Here is a 15,837-nt window from a genome sequence, read left to right as displayed (position 1 = left end):
AATGCCGAAGAACCCAAAAATCAACCCCAAAAACGAAAAGTGGGCTCTCTTTGGCGCGGAGCTCCGCAAGTATCGAAAAAAGGCAAAAATGACCCAGAACGAACTGGCCGAGGTGACCCAGTTCAGCAGGAGTCTGCTGAGCTTCACCGAGAGAGGTGAGCGCAAACCCGGCCACAACCTGGCGCAACGCTGCGATGACGCTCTGGGGGCGAACGGAGAGCTCCTCCATTGCTGGACGCACATCACCCACGCGGCGAGCCCTCGATGGTTCCGTGACTGGCTCGACATCGAACCGGAAGCGCACGTCCTGCATACCTGGCAACCGCTCGTCGTACCCGGTCTTCTCCAGACCGAGGAGTACGCGCGGGCGGTTATCCGTGGGGAGCCTGGCATAACCGACAAGCAGGTGGAAAAGGCCGTCGCGGCTCGCATGGAGCGGCAGAAGATCTTGCTGCGATCTACGCCGCCTATGCTCTGGGTTATCCTCGACGAAGGAGTTCTTCACCGCCCGATCGGTGGAGAAGAGGTCATGCAACACCAACTCCAGTATCTTCTGGAAATGGCCGAGCGGCCGCGGATCGGTATCCAGATTCTTCCTTTGGTGCGGGGATCGACCACGGGGACTTCGGGAGGATTCGTGATCGCCCAGATTCCAGGAAATCCGGATATGGTATATGTCGAGTCTGTAACGCGCGGGCATGTGGCAAATCGGCCAGAAGATGTCGAGGCTGTCCGTGTTCGGTACGACACCATCCGGGCTGAGGCAAGCCCTCAGTATGTCTCGATCGAATTGATCAGAGAGGCGGAGAGGCTATGGACCTGAGTGATGAGTTGAAGAGCGCAGCCTGGCGTAAGGCCACCAAGAGTGCGTCAAACCAGGGTGACTGCCTGGAGGTGGCTCCGTTGTCGGGGGGCAGGGTGGGCCTGCGGGATACGGAGGCTCCGGAGCGGGCGCCGTTCGTGGTGAGCGCGAGCGTGTGGGATGCCTTCATCGACGGCGCCAAAAAGGGCGAGTTCGACTTCTAGTCCCGATCTCGGAACGAGGGAAGGCTCTCGATCATCGCCAAGGGCTTTCCCGTTCATACCGTCAGCGGCGGAGAGGTGGAGAAGCCATGGGCCTGAACGATGAGCTGAAGATCGCGGCCTGGCGCAAGGCCACCAAGAGTGGCCCCAACGGTGGGGACTGTCTTGAGGTGGCTCCGTTGTCGGGTGGTCGGGTGGGTCTGCGGGATACGGAGGCCCCGGAGCTGGCGCCGTTCGTGGTGAGTGCGAGTGTGTGGGACGCGTTCATCGACGGCGCCAAGAAGGGCGAGTTCGACTTCTGATTCTCGCTCCCTGTCGTAGGGGAAGCTCCCGGTCGTTGCTGGGAGCTTTCCCGTGCGCCGTTATCCGAGTGGAGAGGCGGAGAGACCGTGGACCTGAGTGATGAACTGAAGAGCGCGGCCTGGCGTAAGGCCACCAAGAGTGGATCCGACCAGGGGAACTGCCTGGAGGTGGCTCCGTTGTTCGGTGGTCGAGTGGGCCTGCGAGACACGGAGGCTTCGGAGCTGGCGCCGTTCGTGGTGAGTGCGAGTGTGTGGGACGCGTTCGTGGACGGCGCGAAGAAGGGCGAGTTCGACTTCTGACTCCGCTCCCGGAGCCCTCCATGAGGATGGTCGCGTTGAGTCAGATCCTGCTCATGCTGATCTCCATGAGCTTGTGCGCTCTGACCTCGGCGGCGAGCTGCTCCATCGCGGCGGACTTCTCATCATCCGATTGCACGGGCAGTCCCGCAGCCTGGCGCCGCTCCCGCGCCCGCTGCTTCACCTCGTCCCAGTTGACCGCGCTCATTCGTACTCCCTGTCAGTCGGCTCCGCTAACTGTCCCGAAGATGATGATCGGTGCCATCGAAGTGCGCCGCATTCCGGAAGCCGGAAAACCACGCGAGGCGTTGGAAGCCCGAGGAGACCTTCCTCAGGAAAGATCGATGGCGAGGCCGGAGGTGGCGATGCCGAGCTCGCCGTCGTATTCGGCCCCGGCGGCGGCTCGCGCGGCTGTGGCGTCTGTACCCGGCTGCAGGTGAGTCAGCAACAGGTGCCTGACGTCGGCCTCCTTGGCCTGTCGGCCCGCCTGGCGGGCGCTCGACAGGTTGTGCCGCGAAGCCTCAGGGACCCGGTCCGCATAGGTGGCCTCGGCCAGGAACAGGTCGGCGCCGCGCGCCAACTCCACCACCTCGGGGCTCGGGCCGGTGTCGCCGGTGTACGCGAGCACCCGCTCGCCCGCCGTCAGTCGTACGCCGGCATTGGGCACCGAGTGCGGCAGCAGACGGGTCCGCGCGTGGAACGGGCCGATGTCGATCCGGTCGCCGGGGGTGAACTCGCGCAGGGCATGGGCGTCGGCCAGCATTTCCGGGCGGTCCAGCGCGAGCACCGCGTCCAGGGCGCCGGGCAGTGCGTACACCGGCAGGGGAGGCGGCGGATCGTCACGGAACGCGCGCGCCCGCAACAGCGGGTTCAGGTCGGCGCAGTGATCGGGATGTCCGTGACTGACGAACACCGCGTCGACCTGATCGGCGGTGATCCGTTCCAACAGCCGCGGTACCGTCGCGTACCCGGGGTCGACGAGCAGCCTGAACCCGTCGTGCTCCACGAGATAACCGCTGCAGGCCTGGCCCGCTCCCGGCCACGCGCCGCATCCGCCAAGGATTGTCAGCAGCATCCACGAACCCTAACCGCGCCGACCGTGGCGCGTCCGTGGGAGTGCCGACGAGGAATTCCGGTCGCGTACGGCTCGGGCCGGCCGAAGTCGAGCAGGACGGAGAACTTCGGTTCCTCCCAGTGACTTACAAGTGGGTTTGCAGAAGCCCTTGGTTTGATCCTGGAGCAGCACACAGCGATGGAAAGGGATTCAAATGAGGACTTTTGTCAGGCGTACGGTCGCCCTTGCCGCCACCACCACCGCGGCGCTGATGATCGTCGGTTTCGCGACCGCGGGCGCCGCCCAGGCCAAGCCGCGCGAGCTTGACTGGTATCCGTGTGTCATCGACGGCAAGCCGATGATGTGCTCCGACGGTCCTTTCTAGCACTCACCAGGACGGCCGCCGAAGTGGCAGGGGGAGTGTCCGGCCATGTTCGGAAGCTGAAAAGGCGTCCCGGTCACCCCTGACGAAGCCCCGTCTCCTCGCACCTCGGAGGAGACGGGGCTTCAGCGTGTGCCGCCGCTCGAAAGCCCGGGGGAGGACCGGACGGACGGCGAAGTCGTCATTGTCGCCGGCGGGTGAGGTGCTTCCACCTCCTCGGCTGAGAGACGGTGCCAGGTTTTCGGGTTCGAGGGATGGCCACTGTCGGACACGCTTGGTTGCCGGTGAGTCACCAAGGGTATGTCGTGGCACGTTGCCAAACCCCCGCGAAAAGGCATTTCCTATGACCTTCCCCCGCACGACCATCACCCGCGCCGCCCTACTTCTGACGGTTCTCGCCGCACCGTTCGTCATCCCGGCCACCGCGCACGCCGACAGCCACTACGTCTGCGCGGGCGGCACCCGCTTCCAGCTCTCGGAGATGCTCGGCTACCACGTGCTGGCGAACCGGTGCACCGGCAGCGGGACCGAGAGCCCAGTCGTGATCACCATTACCTCCGGCTACTACGCGGGCGAGCACTTCTGCCGGCAACTCCTCGCCCACGGACCGGAGCTGGTCAGCGGCATGCAATGCACCTGAGCCGGACAGCCTGCTGCCTCTTGCACCGCCACCACGACCGGGCGTTCGAGGTCGCTGCCGGGCCCGGCGGGACGACATGCTCCGGCACCGCACCGGTGGTGCCCGATGATCTGCTGCGAAACGACTGACGCAGAGGCCGACAACGCGTTCGAACGCCCCTGGCGGGCGCACGACCTCGTGTGCTTGAGAGTCGCGCGTGCCGTCCTCGGTGTCGATGGGGCGGGCGCCGTCAGTGTTCGGACTGCTCCTCGGCCCCGGTGCGGCCGCTCATGACGGCGTCGACGGCCATGCGGAGCGTGTCGGTCTCGAATTCGAGTCGCGAGGCGGCGGCGGGAAGCGCGCGCTCGACGAGGAGGCCGTTGAGGACGGATGCCAGGAACCGTGCGCGTCGCTCGACGTCGTTCGCCGGGATCGCGCCTTCGTCGGCGAGGACGGTCAGCCAGCGCTCGATGCGGTGCAGGCCCAGTCGCTCCAGCGAACGGTATGTAGCGACCTGATCATCCGTCGGGTCGGGCGCGATGTACGTCTCGTGGACCGTGCGCCAATACTCGCGCGCCCGGTTTCCGGTACCGACCTGTGAAAGCAGTTGTCGCAGGCACTCGACGAGGCGCTCCGCCGGCGCTCGTTCGATGTCGAGGATGGGATCGTCGGGGATGTCGATGTCGTAGATGCCGGCGACGACGGTGTCGATGAGCTCCCGTTGCGTCGGGAAGAAGTGGCGAAGCGAACCCATGCTGACGCCTGCTCGCGCGGCGACTCCTCGGACGCTCAGCCGAGCGCCCGGGTCCTCTCCGAGCATGGTCGCCGCGGCGATCAGGATCCTGTCGCGGGTGTCTCGTTTCGGTGGACGGTCGGTCATCGTCGGAACCTCCTCACACCCCATTTCTAGCACAGTGTGCTAGCTTCAATGAACTAGCACAGCGTACTAGTGATGGCGTGACCGAAGACAGGAGGTTCTCGGGTGGCGTTCGGAGGATGGCGCAACCGTCGCGCGGCACGGCGCGTGCGCCCTGGCAATGGCGAGCCGCTGCCGCGCTTCCGCTGGTGGCAGCTGCTGAGCAGGTCGGTGCGCACGCTGGCGCTTCGCGCACCGGACGGCACCGTGTCCACCTACGCGGTCGACGTCCGTCAGATGGGTGATCGCGACGACGGCGCGGTACGCGCGCGGCTCTACCGCGACGGCGCACTCGTTTCGCTCTCGACGACGCCGGCTCGCTTCCCCGTGCCGGGCGGTCACATCGAGGTCGTCGTCGGCACCTACGGCTTACGACGCTGCCACTACGTGCGGGCCGACGGCACTGAGGCGCAGTTGACGCCCCATCCCGCCTCCGCCGAGGGGCGACGCGCTCACCTGCATCGGACACACCCGGGGCTGAGCCGCCTCGTCGGCGTCGTCTCGACACTGCTCGTGCTCGTCGGGATCTGCGTGGCCGTGCCACAACTCGTCGAGACCATCTCGCACATTCCGCCCGTGGCGGATGCGCTCGGGACATTCGATCTCCCCGTGCACATCCCGGTCGAGGCGAACATCGCCGTCGGCATCGCGGCGGTCGCGGGCAGCACCGAGCGCGCACTGCGACTGCGTTCGAACTGGCTCGACTCTCTCGCGAGCTGACCATGAGGACCGTGAGGAAGGACATCATGACGAACACCACCGAGGGTTGGCTCCTCCGAGCCGACAAGCCCGAACACTCGCCTCGCGTGCCTGTCGACGTCGAATACCACCGCGTCTACGCGGGTGACAAGCGCCGGATCCCGCGCGGCATCCTCGCGATCGTGCTGCTGTTCGCCGGGCTCATCGGCTTCGCGCAGCTGTTCCTGATCGCCGCCGCCGTCATCGACGCGCAACTCCTCGGCCGTACGGGCTTCACTCCGCTGCGACAAGCCGCCGGCGCGCTCTCGCTCGCCGTGCTCATCCCCTACAGCATGCTGCTGCAGCGCCTGCTCTACGGTGTGCCCGCAGGTTCGCTGCACTCCGTTTCAGGACGTTTCCGCTACGGCGTCCTCGGCCGCTCGCTGCTCGCCTTCGGACCGCTGCTCCTCCTCGTCGTCTCCGTCGGGTTCTTCCTGGTGCCCGGTGAGGCGGTCCCCTGGACGACCGCCGATCTCGTCGCGTTCATCGTCATCAGCGCGCTGCTCAGCCCGCTGGCGGCGGCCGGCGAGGAGTACGGACTGCGGGGCCTGATGTTCCGCGTCGTCGGCGGCTGGACCCGCGGCGCCCGCTCCGGGGCGATCCTCGGCACCGTCGTCACGACCGTGCTGTTCTCGCTCTTCCACGGCACGCTCGATCCCTACCTGCTCACCTCGTATCTCGTGCTGTTCTCGGCGCTGGCGATCGTCACCTGGCGCACCGGCGGGCTTGAGGTCGCCGTCGTGCTGCACGCCGTCTACAACGCCACGGCGTTCGTCCTCGCCACGACACTCCATCTCGACCTCGGCGGAGCCCTCGACAGTCGTGGCGAGACGGTCGGTTCGGTCGAGAACCTGGTGCCGAGCGCCGGGCTTGTCGTCATCACCGCGATCATCTGGTGGATGACCCGGAAGTCGGGTCCGGCACGCACGCCTTCAGCGTGACGTGAGGCGGCATGGGCCGAGCGCTCATTCCACCCACTCGTAGCCCGAGTAGAGGGTGCCGCCGAACCAGAGGAAGCGGCCGGCGCTGTCGACGTAGCGGTAGCTCTGCGCTTCGACCTTCGTCTGATGCCAGCCGGGACCGCAGGGGGTGTAGGGCATGTAAATGGAGGGTCCGGTGAGGCCGAACTCGTTTCTGCCCGTCGTGCCCTCCACCCGGTTCGAGGTCGCACACACCTCCCACGCACCGCGGGACTCGTTCCACTTCTGCACCTCAAGTCGCACCCTGGCCCGCGCGCCATGCACGGTGGTGCAGTCTCCCGCGAGCGCGTAGGCGCTCGCCCACGCCTGGTTGCTCGAAAACGTGCCGGGGATGCGGTGGTCGATGCCCGCGGTGGCCTGGACGCAGAAGGAGGCTCCCCGCTCCACCGTGACCTGGTGCTGTTGGGTGTACGCCTGCGCCGGCTGTGGCACCGCCACGGTCAGCAACAGTGCGGAGATTGCGGACAGTGGGCCAAGAAGCAGGGCGCTCCGTCTCGGCATGGCGTCTCCCATGGGTCGTACGGTCGGTGGGCACGGATCCGGTGTGACGTCGTCGGTGCGGTGCGGTGCGGTGCGGTGCGGTGCGGTGCGGTGCGGTGCGGTGCGACGTGGCCGTGGGAGGCGCCTTTTCGTGGAAGGGCTGTGGTGCTTCCGGGGAGGCGACTCCACGGCTGGATCCGTGGTGGTCCTCGGCCCCGAGACACCCGTCCCGGGCCTGCTGCCGGCTTCCAGACTGCGGTGTGGCCCGTCGGTCGAGGGACCCCGCAAATGTGTGCTGAACGACTTGTGAAAACCCCCATTTGAGGGCTTGCATGACGACATGTGGTCGTTCATCGTCAAGAAATGGAGTCAGCCCTGCGTCGTGCACCGGCCCGGCACACGTTCGAGCGGATCCTGCGGCTGACGCGGACGGGCATCGCCGACGGCGAGTTCCTGGGTGGCCTCTCGCGCCTGCTGCGCGAGGTCGTTCCTTTCGACGCCTCGTTCTGGACGGGGGCCGATCCGGTGACGATGCTCGCCACCTCGCCCTCGCGACTGGAGAACCTGGGGTCCGGTGAATACTGCGACCTCTACTGGGAGAACGAGTTCTTCGTCGAGGACGTCAACCACTTTCACACGCTGGCCGGTCTGCCGACGCCGGCCGCGTCCCTGTGTCGCGTCACGGGTGGGCGTCCGGCGCGGAGCTCCCGCTACCGCACCGTGAACATCGTGCAGGGGCTCGGCGACGAGCTGCGATGCGTGTTCCGGACCGGAGGCGATGTCTGGGGCTACATGTGCCTGTGGCGAGCCGCCGACGCGCGGCCGTTCGACCTCGGGGAGGAGCATCTGATCGCGAGCCTCTCCGCTCCGATCGGTGAAGCCTTCCGGCGCTCGGCGCTGTTGCGGCCGAATCCGGTGATCGGTGTGCCCCACGGCCCCGGGCTGCTCATGTTCGACCCGACCGGGGCCCTCGAATCGCTCAACGAGCCCGCGGAGGCATGGCTGCAGCGGCTGCCGTTCACCCGGTTGAGCCATGACGACCCCGGCGCCACCCCCATACCCGCCGAGCTGCGCTCGGTGGTGAACAAGGCCCGCGCCATCGCCGCCGGGCGCGACACGGGCGCCGCTCGGGCCCGGCTACAGGTCGGTGGGCGGTGGGTGGTGATCCACGGTTTCGTGTTGCGGGAGGCCGGTAGCGAGGGTGGCCGGACGGCTCTGGTGATCGAGTCGGCCAACGCCGCCGAGATGGCGCCTCTGATCGTGAGGGCCTACCAGCTGGGGCGACGGGAACAGCAGGTCATCCACCTGATCGCCGCAGGCCTGACCACTTCGGAGATCGCGGTGAGGCTTTGTCTGTCCACCCATACCGTGCGCGGCTACCTCAAGCAGATATTCGAGAAGGTGAAGGTGTCGACCCGCGGTGAACTCACCGCGAAGATCTTCGCCGACCACTACAAGGAGACGATGCACCCGGACTTCGCCCTCGACCTGTGAGGCGTTCGTCGCGGCGGGGAAAGCCGAGCGGGCCTTCAGGGGGCAGGCGTGTCCGGCCGCGTCCGGTCCGCGTCCGTCGCGGGAGACGGCGGCAGCCGGTCGGTCAGAAGACTTTGGAAGTGCGGGCACGTCATGAGGTCGTCGTGCGGGCATTCCAGGCCGCCCTCCAGCATGTCGAGCGCGACCTGTGCTCGGGCGATCCGGGTCAGCAACCTCTCGCGGTGATGGGCCATCACCTCGTGGCGAGCCGGTGCGGACCGGGCGGTCAGCATGGTCCGGATGTCCGCGAGTCCGAAGCCCGCCTCCTTCGAGATCAGGATCGCCGCCACCCGGTGCAGGTCCGCGTCGGTGTAGCGGCGGCGGTCGCCCGCGCGGGCCGGTGTCATCAGCCCTTCCGCCTCCCAGTGGCGCAGCACGTGTGCCGGTAACCCGAACTGAGCCGCCACCTCGCCAATTGACTTCATGCCGACATTAAGTCGCACAATGACGCCCATGTCCACGTTACTTAGTGTTCTTGACGCCTATGACGACCTGCCTCAAGCCATCGACCTGCGGGAACGCACGTACCAGGCGCTGGGCGACACCGTCGTCGACGTCGGCTGCGGGAGCGGGCGCGCCGTCGGCGAGCTGGCCGCCCGTGGGGTGAGGGCGATCGGCGTCGACCTGGACCCCGCCATGATCAAGATAGCCGCCGGGCGTCGGCCCGCGGGCGAGTTCCGTCTCGCCGACGCCACCGCCCTGCCTCTGGACGACGGCTCGGTCACCGGCTACCGCGCCGACAAGGTCCTGCACACCCTTGCCGAGCCCGAGCGAGCCGTCGCCGAGGCCCGCCGCGTCCTGGCGAGGAACGGCCGCGCGGTGCTCGTCGGCCAGGACTGGGACACCCTCGTGATCGACTCCGACGACCCCGACCTCATCCGCACGCTCGTGCACGCTCGCGCGGACGTCGTGCCGAGCCCTCGGGTCGCCCGCCGACACAGGAACCTCCTGCTGGAGAACGGGTTCGTCGACGTCACCGTCGAGGTCCACACGATCGTGTGGACGGGCACCGAGGGCCTGCCGGTGCTCGCCACCCTGGGCGAAGGCGCCTGGCTCGACGACCAGGCCGCGCGGGCACGCGACGACCGGCTGTTCGTCGCCATCCCGTTCTTCCTCGCCTCCGGGACCCGCGCCGACTGAGCACGCGGTCGCCGGACGGGGAAACCGCCCTCCTCGCCGGTGGCCGCCGAGCCGGAACGTACGAAAATGACAGAGGGCCGTCGTAGGCTGATCCTCGCCCGTGACGGAGGGAGCCCGAGGTGGCCGAGACGACGGTGGCCGACGTGATGGCCGAGCTGGCCGAGCTCGAGGACCCGAGGATGCGCGAGGTGAACGAGAGACACGGTGACGATCACGGTGTGAACCTCGGCAGGCTGCGCGCGATCGCGAAGCGGCTGAAGACGCAGCAGGAGCTCGCGTGCGGGCTCTGGGAGACCGATGACACCGCGGCGAGACTGCTCGCGCTTCTGATCTGCCGCCCGAAGGCGTTCGGACGTGACGAGCTGGACGCGATGGTGCGCGAGGCGCGCGCACCGAAGGTGCACGACTGGCTCGTGAACTACGTGGTGAAGAAGAGCCCGCACTCCGAAGAGCTGCGGCTCGCCTGGCTGGCCGATCCGGATCCGGTGGTCGCGAGTGCGGGGTGGGCGCTCACCGTCGAGCGCGTGGCGAAGAAGCCCGAGGTCCTCGACCTCGTAGGACTGCTCGACGTCATCGAGGCGGAGATGAAAGGCGCCCCTGATCGCCTGCAGTGGGCGATGAACCACTGCCTGGCCCAGATCGGGATCGAGCACGCCGAGCACCGCGCCCGCGCGATCGACATCGGTGAGCGCCTGGAGGTGCTCAAGGACTATCCGACCTCCCCTGGCTGCACGTCTCCGTTCGCGCCCGTCTGGATCACCGAGATGGTGCACCGGCAGGCACGCTGAGGCGGTGACCCGTCCGGCGAGCCACTTCCGACCCCCGATCTCGTGATACGGAGGGCTCTCGGTCACGGTCAAGGACTTTTCCGTCCGTGCCGTCGGCAGTGGAGAGGCGGAATGGGATCAGCGATGGAGCCGGTCAACGTGTAGGTGGGTTGGCGGCGTCTTCGGAGCCCACCGGTCCGGCGTCGTCGGTGGTGGCATGAACCTGCACGAGCCTCTCGACCCCGCGTAGGAAGGTCTCGCAGACCAGCGCCGGGTCGAACAGGCAGCCGGCGGCCATGGCACCGTCGCGCATCATCACGAAGTGGCGGGCGGCGGGGTCGGCGTCTGTCTCCCGGACCTTGGCCAGCAGTTCCGTGACGGTTTCCAGGAACCATTGGCGGTGGGCGAGCACGGCCTTGTGCACCGGGGACTCGGGGTCGGGATACTCGGCGGCGGCGTTGAGGAAGGCGCATCCCCGGAAGCCGGGAGACCGGATGCCCCGGGCGATCGATTCGCCGAGGGCTTGGACGGTGTCGGCGGCCGGGAGCCCGGCGGCGAGGGCCTCGTCCGCCTGGCTTCGCATGGCCCGGTCGACCACGTTCAGGTAGGAGAGGACAAGGTCTTCCTTGCCGGGGAAGTGCCGGTAGAGGGTGGCCCGCGTCACCTGTGCCTCCGCGACGATGCGATCGATGCCGACGGAGTGGATGCCCTCCGCGTAGAAGAGCCGGGTGGCCGTGTCGAGCAGCCGGGATCGTGCTTCGGACGGCCGGCCTTCGGATTGGCTGCGCATGCCGCCATCTTAGTAGGTAGAACGTTCGGTCTTGACAGTTCATGACACAGGGGCCATGCTCGGTGAAGGTAGAACGTTCTGTCTTGTTGAGGATCGTTCCTCGGGTCCCACGCCGGCTCGGTCGCCAACCTGATCGAGAAGGTCGGCCACGGGACGCGCCGAACCGCTCTCCTCGTCATTCGTCCCCCGAAAGGATCATCGTGAGCACGATCGCTGCTTCGCCCGCCATCTCAGGGACCGCGTCCGCACTGCGGCGGCTGTACTTCGTCCGGTTCGTGTTCGCCATCGCCTGGGCCCTCGCGATGTTCACGACCGCCTCGGCACTGGGCCCGGTCGCGGTCACCCTGCTCGTGCTCTACCCGCTGTTCGACGCGGCCGCCGCCGTCGTCGACGCCCGCGCGACGCGCACCACCGGATCACCCGTCCTGCCGTACGTGAACATCGCGGTCAGCCTGATCACCGCCATCGGCGTGGCCGCCGCCTGCGCGTCCGGTATCCCGGCCGTGCTGCGCGTGTGGGGCGCCTGGGCGGTCGTGGCCGGGCTGGTCCAGCTGATCGTGGGTGTCACCCGCCGTGGGATGGGCGGCCAGTGGCCGATGATCATCAGTGGCGGCATCTCCGTACTCGCCGGCGCGTCGTTTATCCTCGGCGCCTCCGCGGACAACCCGACGCTGACCAACGCGGCCGGCTACGCCATCCCCGGCGGCATCTTCTTCCTCATCTCGGCCTTCCGTCTCGGTCGCGCCGCGAAGGGAGACTGACACGGACGGCAACATCTGCGACGTCGTCCTCGGGGTCGGCCCGGCCGGGGAGAACGTCGCCGACCGGGTGGTGCGGGACGGGCTGAGCGTCACCCCGCTCAACCCTGCGCGCGGGGTGCGTTCGTCCCCCGTGCGAGCTACCCGCGAGTGTCCACCGCGCGGTGACGATTCGAGGGCGCCGAATCCATAGCGTTCTCGACGTGACCGCGGCGCTCCGGCCGCGGTGTCTCGTGAGGGAGTCGTCATGCGCCTGTTGAAGCAGCTTCTGGTCGTCGCGGCGGTCGCCTTCGTCGGCAGCGCGGCCGTGGAAGCGGTGCGGGGGAACGCGTTTCTCACCCTGGTTCTCGGGGTCGCGACAGCCGTTCTCGCGGTGGTCGCCTACGCCTGGGTGGTGCGCTGGTCCGAGCGCAGGGCGCCGGTCGAGGTGGCCATCGCAGGCGCCGTCGCCGCTACGGGGCGGGGCGTGCTGATCGGTGTCGGGATGTTCGCGGCGGTCATCGCGAACATCGCCCTGCTGGGCGGCTACCGAATCGACGGCGCGGGCTCGGTGACGAGCGCGGTCGCGCTGTTCGGCTTCATGGCGGCCGCCGCCGTGACGGAAGAGTTGATCTTTCGTGGCATCCTGTTCCGGATCATCGAGGAACGCGCAGGCACGTGGATCGCGCTGGCACTGACCAGCGTGCTGTTCGGCCTGGTGCACCTGTTCAACGAGCACGCCAGCCTGTGGGGCGCGATCGCCATCGCGGTCGAGGCAGGGGGCATGCTCGCCGCCGCCTACGTCGCCACCCGCACCCTGTGGGTGCCGATCGGCCTGCACTTCGGCTGGAATTTCGCGGCGGCCGGCGTCTTCGGCACCGAGGTCTCGGGCAACGGCGCGTCGCAAGGTCTGCTGAACGGTGTGACGTCGGGCCCGGCCCTGCTCACCGGCGGTGAGTTCGGGCCGGAGGCGAGCCCGTACGCGGTCCTGTTCGGGGTGCTGCTGACGATCGCCTTCATGTGGCTGGCCCGTCGGCGCGGCAACCTGGTCCCACGCCGGCGCGGTGCGCGGTCCGGCGAGACCGCTACGCTCCCCCAGTGATCGATCTGCGGCGGTTCCCGGATCTGTGGCGGCGGCTCGACGTCACGGTCCGGGACCTTCCGTTCGCGCTGTCGCTGATCGTCGCGTCACTCCTGCCCGCGCTTCACGACAACGGGACGCAACTCGGCGACCTGCCGGGCCGCCCCTTCGACACGGCGGCCGTCGCGGTGATCGTCCTGGAGTGCCTGCCGCTCGCCGTACGCCGACGGTGGCCGGCCGTCTGTCTCGTCCTGGTGTCGCTCGGCTTCGCCCTCGACCAGCTCCGCGCGTACCACCTGGTGGCGGGCGTCGCCCTGCCCGTCGCGCTCGTGAGCGCGGGCGCCTATCTGGAACGTCACCGGCGTGTCACCGCGATCCTGCTCTCCGCGGCGTACCTGTCACTCGCGCTCGCGCTCGACCGGCTCGGCTCGACCGAGGGGCCGGAAGGGTACGTGACGTTCTACCTGGCGCTGGTCCTCGCGTGGGGCATCGGAGCCTGGCTGCGCTCCACCTGGGCCGCCGAGGCCGAACGCCGCCGCCACGTCGCCGAGACCACCCGCATGGCCGAACGCACCCGCATCGCCCGCGAACTCCACGACGTCGTCACCCACCACGTGACGGCGATGGTCGTGCAGGCCGAGGCGGCACGCTACCTGACCGCCGCCCCCGATCGCCTCGACGCGACCCTGAGCGCCGTCACCGACACCGGCCGGCGGGCCATCGCCGATCTGCGGCACCTGCTCGATCTGCTCAACCCCGACCACGATGAGGCCGTCAGGAGGATGCCGTCCATCGGCGAGCTTCACACGCTGGTGGAGCAGACGCGCCTCGCCGGGCAGCCGGTGGAGTTCACCGAGGAGGGCAGACCGGCGCGATCCGCCGGCAGCGCCGAGTTCGTCGCCTATAGGGTCGTGCAGGAGTCCCTGACAAACGCCCTCAAATACGCCCACGGCAGCCGCACCGTGGTCCATGTGCACTTCGGCGAGAAGGAGATCACCGTGCAGGTCGGCACCGACGGGTCCGGTTCGCGGACCGGCTCGCCCGGTGGGAGTGGGCGGGGCCTCGCCGGGCTCCGCGAGCGGGTCGACGCCCTGGGCGGCGAGTTCGGCGCCGAACGGCGGGCGGACGGCGGTTTCGTCGTGCGGGCACGCATCCCGGTCGGGAGCCCGTCGTGAACGCGCCGATTCGGGTCCTGGTCTGCGACGACCAGGCGCTGATCCGCACCGGGTTCACGACGATCCTCGACGCGCAGGCCGACCTCGAGGTGGTGGGCGAGTGCGGGGACGGTCGCGCCGCGGTCGACCTCGCCCGCCGGCTGAACCCGGACGTCGTGGTGATGGACGTCCGCATGCCGGTGCTCGACGGCATCGAGGCGACCCGCCTGCTGGCCGGTGCCGGAGTGGCGCACCCTGTCAAGGTCCTCGTGGTGACGACGTTCAACCTGGACGAGTACGTGTACGAGGCGCTGCGCGCGGGGGCGAGCGGGTTCCTGCTCAAGGACGCCCCACCGGCGCAGTTGCTGCACGGCATCCGTACCGTCGCGGCGGGTGCCGCGCTGCTGGCACCCGAGGTGACGCGGCAGCTCGTCGGCAGGTACGCGGCGCGGATTCGTCCCGCGGAAGGCGCGCCGGGCGACATCGCGCTGACCCCGCGCGAGCTGGAGGTGCTGCGCCACATCGCCGAGGGCCTGTCCAACAGCGAGATCGCCGCGACGTTGGCGATCAGCCAGGAGACCGTGAAGACCTACGTGTCGCGCATCCTCACCAAACTCGACCTGCGTGACCGCGTGCAGGCGGTGGTCTACGCCTACCGCACGGGTTTGGTGACCTGAGACGCGGTGAATGGCCGTACCTGGGGAGACCGCTCGTTGCCCGGGTATGCCGTGGTGAGCCGGCCATACCGCTGGGTGACGCCCCGAGGCGCGGGGAGCGAGCGCCTCGCTCCCCGCGCCGTCAAACTGAACTCAGCCGGTGACGGCTCCGGAGATGGTGCCGATCGCCGGGCCGGACGGATCCACGAAGATCGTGTAAGTACCCGCCGTCGGTAGGGCGAGACTTGGGAAACTGACACTGGCAGAGGAGGTGGACTTGCTGGTCAGCGTAGTGCCGTCGGGTTTGCGGACGATGAAGGACGTGCTCCCGTAGGCGTTTCCCGTCAACGTGACCGTGACGGTTTGGCCTGCCGTGCCGGAGAACGTGAAGCTCGCGTTCTGGCCCGGGCTCGTGGTGGTGACGGGGCGGCTGCCACCGTTGACCGTCAGGGCGGTGGTGACATCCGCCGGGACCTCGGTGACTGCCACCGTCAGCGCGCCGACGGCGGCCGCCTGCCCGTCCAGGAGGATCGTGTACGTGCCGTCCACGGGAAGAACCGTGGTGTCCCACTGGCAGGACGTCCCGCAGAACTGATCACTCTTCAGTATCGAGCCATCGGGCTTTTTGAGTGAGACTTTGGCGTCGTAGAGGTCGCCGAAGGTTCCGCCGGTGAAACGCAGGTACACCTTCTTGTTCGCGGCGCCCGTGAATTTCCACATACCGTCCTGGCCGGGTGAGGCGATGGTGATGGTGGAAGGGGAGCCTCCAATGGTGATGTTGTTGGTGATGTATCCGGTGTCGATTGTTGCGGTGAGTTTTCCGGTGTAGGCGCTTTCGGGGACGAGGGCGACGGTGTAGGTGCCGTCGGTGGGGAGGGTGGCGGGGGGTAGTGAGCAGGAGGTGCCGCAGAAGGTGGGGTTGATGATTGTTGTTCCGTCGGGTTTTTTGACGGAGACTTTGGCGTTGTAGAGGTCGCCGAAGGTGCCGTTGGTGAATCCGAAGGAGACGTGTTGGCCTTGGGTGCCGGTGAATTTCCAGGCGCCGTTTTGGCCGGGTGAGTTGAGGGTGATGGTGGTGGCGGGGTCTCCGACGGTGATGTTGTTGGTGATGTATCCGGTGTCGATTGTTGCGGTGAGTTTTCCGGTGTAGGCGCTTTCGGGGACGAGGGCGACGGTGTAGGTGCCGTG

General features: G+C 68.1%; 22 protein-coding genes. 15 read left to right on the top strand and 7 right to left on the bottom strand.

The window, feature by feature from the left end:
- The first annotated feature begins 1 nt into the window (after position 1).
- The 4 genes from ACFY3V_RS06360 to ACFY3V_RS06345 all read left to right on the top strand — a co-directional run bounded on the left by ACFY3V_RS06360 (position 2) and on the right by ACFY3V_RS06345 (position 1,625).
- Complete coding sequence (locus ACFY3V_RS06360; protein ID WP_362896758.1) at positions 2–823, top strand: helix-turn-helix transcriptional regulator; 822 nt, start codon at positions 2–4, stop codon at positions 821–823.
- Positions 814–1,026: a DUF397 domain-containing protein gene (locus ACFY3V_RS06355; RefSeq protein WP_362896757.1), complete on the top strand. Its 213-nt coding sequence runs from the start codon at positions 814–816 to the stop codon at positions 1,024–1,026. Before ACFY3V_RS06360 ends, ACFY3V_RS06355 begins: the two co-directional genes overlap by 10 nt.
- An 86-nt stretch (positions 1,027–1,112) precedes the next feature.
- Positions 1,113–1,325, top strand: coding sequence for a DUF397 domain-containing protein (locus tag ACFY3V_RS06350; RefSeq protein WP_362896756.1), 213 nt, complete (start codon positions 1,113–1,115; stop codon positions 1,323–1,325).
- A gap of 87 nt (positions 1,326–1,412) precedes the next feature.
- Positions 1,413–1,625, top strand: coding sequence for a DUF397 domain-containing protein (locus ACFY3V_RS06345; RefSeq protein ID WP_362896755.1), 213 nt, complete (start codon positions 1,413–1,415; stop codon positions 1,623–1,625).
- 40 nt (positions 1,626–1,665) lie between these two features.
- Here the strand turns inward: ACFY3V_RS06345 and ACFY3V_RS06340 are convergent, their stop codons facing one another.
- Together ACFY3V_RS06340 and ACFY3V_RS06335 are read right to left on the bottom strand one after the other, a co-directional pair.
- Positions 1,666–1,830 (bottom strand): hypothetical protein, encoded by a 165-nt coding sequence (locus ACFY3V_RS06340; RefSeq protein ID WP_362896754.1) that lies wholly within the window; start codon positions 1,828–1,830, stop codon positions 1,666–1,668.
- A 123-nt stretch (positions 1,831–1,953) separates the two neighbouring features.
- A complete protein-coding gene (locus tag ACFY3V_RS06335) occupies positions 1,954–2,697 on the bottom strand; it encodes an MBL fold metallo-hydrolase (protein WP_362896753.1) in 744 nt (247 codons plus the stop codon).
- 193 nt (positions 2,698–2,890) lie between these two features.
- Between ACFY3V_RS06335 and ACFY3V_RS06330 the strand changes: the two genes are divergently transcribed.
- Entirely contained in the window at positions 2,891–3,061 is a 171-nt protein-coding gene (locus ACFY3V_RS06330; protein WP_362896752.1) for a hypothetical protein, read from the top strand.
- Positions 3,062–3,401: 340 nt separating this feature from the next.
- Positions 3,402–3,698 carry a hypothetical protein gene (locus tag ACFY3V_RS06325; protein ID WP_362896751.1) on the top strand — a complete coding sequence of 99 codons (297 nt, stop codon included), beginning with the start codon at positions 3,402–3,404 and terminating at the stop codon, positions 3,696–3,698.
- A 229-nt stretch (positions 3,699–3,927) separates the two neighbouring features.
- Here the strand turns inward: ACFY3V_RS06325 and ACFY3V_RS06320 are convergent, their stop codons facing one another.
- Positions 3,928–4,557 (bottom strand): TetR/AcrR family transcriptional regulator, encoded by a 630-nt coding sequence (locus tag ACFY3V_RS06320; protein ID WP_362896750.1) that lies wholly within the window; start codon positions 4,555–4,557, stop codon positions 3,928–3,930.
- Positions 4,558–4,701: 144 nt separating this feature from the next.
- Here ACFY3V_RS06320 and ACFY3V_RS06315 point away from each other — a divergent pair, with 144 nt between their 5' ends.
- Positions 4,702–5,313, top strand: coding sequence for a hypothetical protein (locus tag ACFY3V_RS06315; protein WP_362896749.1), 612 nt, complete (start codon positions 4,702–4,704; stop codon positions 5,311–5,313).
- 26 nt (positions 5,314–5,339) lie between these two features.
- A complete protein-coding gene (locus tag ACFY3V_RS06310) occupies positions 5,340–6,272 on the top strand; it encodes a CPBP family intramembrane glutamic endopeptidase (RefSeq protein ID WP_389770614.1) in 933 nt (310 codons plus the stop codon).
- 24 nt (positions 6,273–6,296) lie between these two features.
- On the opposite strand, the gene ACFY3V_RS06305 is transcribed toward ACFY3V_RS06310, so the two are convergent.
- Positions 6,297–6,812: a hypothetical protein gene (locus tag ACFY3V_RS06305; protein WP_389770611.1), complete on the bottom strand. Its 516-nt coding sequence runs from the start codon at positions 6,810–6,812 to the stop codon at positions 6,297–6,299.
- A 342-nt stretch (positions 6,813–7,154) separates the two neighbouring features.
- Here ACFY3V_RS06305 and ACFY3V_RS06300 point away from each other — a divergent pair, with 342 nt between their 5' ends.
- A complete protein-coding gene (locus ACFY3V_RS06300; RefSeq protein ID WP_389770608.1) occupies positions 7,155–8,285 on the top strand; it encodes a LuxR C-terminal-related transcriptional regulator in 1,131 nt (376 codons plus the stop codon).
- Positions 8,286–8,320: 35 nt separating this feature from the next.
- Here the strand turns inward: ACFY3V_RS06300 and ACFY3V_RS06295 are convergent, their stop codons facing one another.
- Positions 8,321–8,749 (bottom strand): MerR family transcriptional regulator, encoded by a 429-nt coding sequence (locus tag ACFY3V_RS06295; protein WP_362896740.1) that lies wholly within the window; start codon positions 8,747–8,749, stop codon positions 8,321–8,323.
- Between the two features lie 28 nt (positions 8,750–8,777).
- Here ACFY3V_RS06295 and ACFY3V_RS06290 point away from each other — a divergent pair, with 28 nt between their 5' ends.
- On the top strand, positions 8,778–9,464 hold the full coding sequence (locus tag ACFY3V_RS06290) for a methyltransferase domain-containing protein (RefSeq protein WP_362896739.1): 687 nt from the start codon (positions 8,778–8,780) through the stop codon (positions 9,462–9,464).
- Between the two features lie 146 nt (positions 9,465–9,610).
- Entirely contained in the window at positions 9,611–10,252 is a 642-nt protein-coding gene (locus tag ACFY3V_RS06285) for a DNA alkylation repair protein (RefSeq protein ID WP_389771269.1), read from the top strand.
- A gap of 133 nt (positions 10,253–10,385) precedes the next feature.
- Here ACFY3V_RS06285 and ACFY3V_RS06280 read toward each other — a convergent pair whose 3' ends face one another.
- Positions 10,386–11,021 (bottom strand): TetR/AcrR family transcriptional regulator, encoded by a 636-nt coding sequence (locus tag ACFY3V_RS06280; RefSeq protein WP_362896737.1) that lies wholly within the window; start codon positions 11,019–11,021, stop codon positions 10,386–10,388.
- A 200-nt stretch (positions 11,022–11,221) separates the two neighbouring features.
- On the opposite strand from ACFY3V_RS06280, the gene ACFY3V_RS06275 reads away from it, so the two are divergent.
- The 4 genes from ACFY3V_RS06275 to ACFY3V_RS06260 all read left to right on the top strand — a co-directional run bounded on the left by ACFY3V_RS06275 (position 11,222) and on the right by ACFY3V_RS06260 (position 14,670).
- The gene (locus ACFY3V_RS06275) at positions 11,222–11,782 is read left to right on the top strand and encodes a hypothetical protein (protein WP_389770602.1); all 561 of its coding nucleotides are present in this window, start codon (positions 11,222–11,224) and stop codon (positions 11,780–11,782) included.
- Positions 11,783–12,026: 244 nt separating this feature from the next.
- Entirely contained in the window at positions 12,027–12,860 is an 834-nt protein-coding gene (locus ACFY3V_RS06270) for a CPBP family intramembrane glutamic endopeptidase (RefSeq protein ID WP_389770599.1), read from the top strand.
- Entirely contained in the window at positions 12,857–14,014 is a 1,158-nt protein-coding gene (locus ACFY3V_RS06265; protein ID WP_389770596.1) for a sensor histidine kinase, read from the top strand. Before ACFY3V_RS06270 ends, ACFY3V_RS06265 begins: the two co-directional genes overlap by 4 nt.
- The gene (locus ACFY3V_RS06260; protein WP_389770593.1) at positions 14,011–14,670 is read left to right on the top strand and encodes a response regulator; all 660 of its coding nucleotides are present in this window, start codon (positions 14,011–14,013) and stop codon (positions 14,668–14,670) included. Before ACFY3V_RS06265 ends, ACFY3V_RS06260 begins: the two co-directional genes overlap by 4 nt.
- A 132-nt stretch (positions 14,671–14,802) precedes the next feature.
- Here ACFY3V_RS06260 and ACFY3V_RS06255 read toward each other — a convergent pair.
- Positions 14,803–15,837: pre-peptidase C-terminal domain-containing protein (locus tag ACFY3V_RS06255; RefSeq protein WP_389770590.1), on the bottom strand; the 1,035-nt coding region annotated here is incomplete at its 5' end.

It is taken from the genome of Streptosporangium sp. NPDC000095 (assembly GCF_042899335.1).
In the GTDB taxonomy this organism is placed as follows: domain Bacteria; phylum Actinomycetota; class Actinomycetes; order Streptosporangiales; family Streptosporangiaceae; genus Streptosporangium.
The sequence above is the reverse complement of the archived record's forward strand: the minus strand, read 5'-3'. Positions and strand labels throughout refer to the sequence as shown.

Excerpts from the sequence above, each read along its gene's own strand:
- ACFY3V_RS06300 (WP_389770608.1), top strand. The coding sequence starts at position 7,155 with ATGGAGTCAGCCCTGCGTCGTGCACCGGCCCGGCACACGTTCGAGCGG.
- ACFY3V_RS06330 (WP_362896752.1), top strand. The coding sequence starts at position 2,891 with ATGAGGACTTTTGTCAGGCGTACGGTCGCCCTTGCCGCCACCACCACC.
- ACFY3V_RS06295 (WP_362896740.1), bottom strand. The coding sequence starts at position 8,749 with ATGAAGTCAATTGGCGAGGTGGCGGCTCAGTTCGGGTTACCGGCACAC.
- ACFY3V_RS06305 (WP_389770611.1), bottom strand. The coding sequence starts at position 6,812 with ATGCCGAGACGGAGCGCCCTGCTTCTTGGCCCACTGTCCGCAATCTCC.
- ACFY3V_RS06310 (WP_389770614.1), top strand. The coding sequence starts at position 5,340 with ATGACGAACACCACCGAGGGTTGGCTCCTCCGAGCCGACAAGCCCGAA.
- ACFY3V_RS06355 (WP_362896757.1), top strand. The coding sequence starts at position 814 with ATGGACCTGAGTGATGAGTTGAAGAGCGCAGCCTGGCGTAAGGCCACC.
- ACFY3V_RS06350 (WP_362896756.1), top strand. The coding sequence starts at position 1,113 with ATGGGCCTGAACGATGAGCTGAAGATCGCGGCCTGGCGCAAGGCCACC.
- ACFY3V_RS06280 (WP_362896737.1), bottom strand. The coding sequence starts at position 11,021 with ATGCGCAGCCAATCCGAAGGCCGGCCGTCCGAAGCACGATCCCGGCTG.
- ACFY3V_RS06360 (WP_362896758.1), top strand. The coding sequence starts at position 2 with ATGCCGAAGAACCCAAAAATCAACCCCAAAAACGAAAAGTGGGCTCTC.
- ACFY3V_RS06335 (WP_362896753.1), bottom strand. The coding sequence starts at position 2,697 with ATGCTGCTGACAATCCTTGGCGGATGCGGCGCGTGGCCGGGAGCGGGC.
- ACFY3V_RS06270 (WP_389770599.1), top strand. The coding sequence starts at position 12,027 with ATGCGCCTGTTGAAGCAGCTTCTGGTCGTCGCGGCGGTCGCCTTCGTC.
- ACFY3V_RS06290 (WP_362896739.1), top strand. The coding sequence starts at position 8,778 with ATGTCCACGTTACTTAGTGTTCTTGACGCCTATGACGACCTGCCTCAA.
- ACFY3V_RS06340 (WP_362896754.1), bottom strand. The coding sequence starts at position 1,830 with ATGAGCGCGGTCAACTGGGACGAGGTGAAGCAGCGGGCGCGGGAGCGG.
- ACFY3V_RS06285 (WP_389771269.1), top strand. The coding sequence starts at position 9,611 with ATGGCCGAGCTGGCCGAGCTCGAGGACCCGAGGATGCGCGAGGTGAAC.
- ACFY3V_RS06320 (WP_362896750.1), bottom strand. The coding sequence starts at position 4,557 with ATGACCGACCGTCCACCGAAACGAGACACCCGCGACAGGATCCTGATC.
- ACFY3V_RS06325 (WP_362896751.1), top strand. The coding sequence starts at position 3,402 with ATGACCTTCCCCCGCACGACCATCACCCGCGCCGCCCTACTTCTGACG.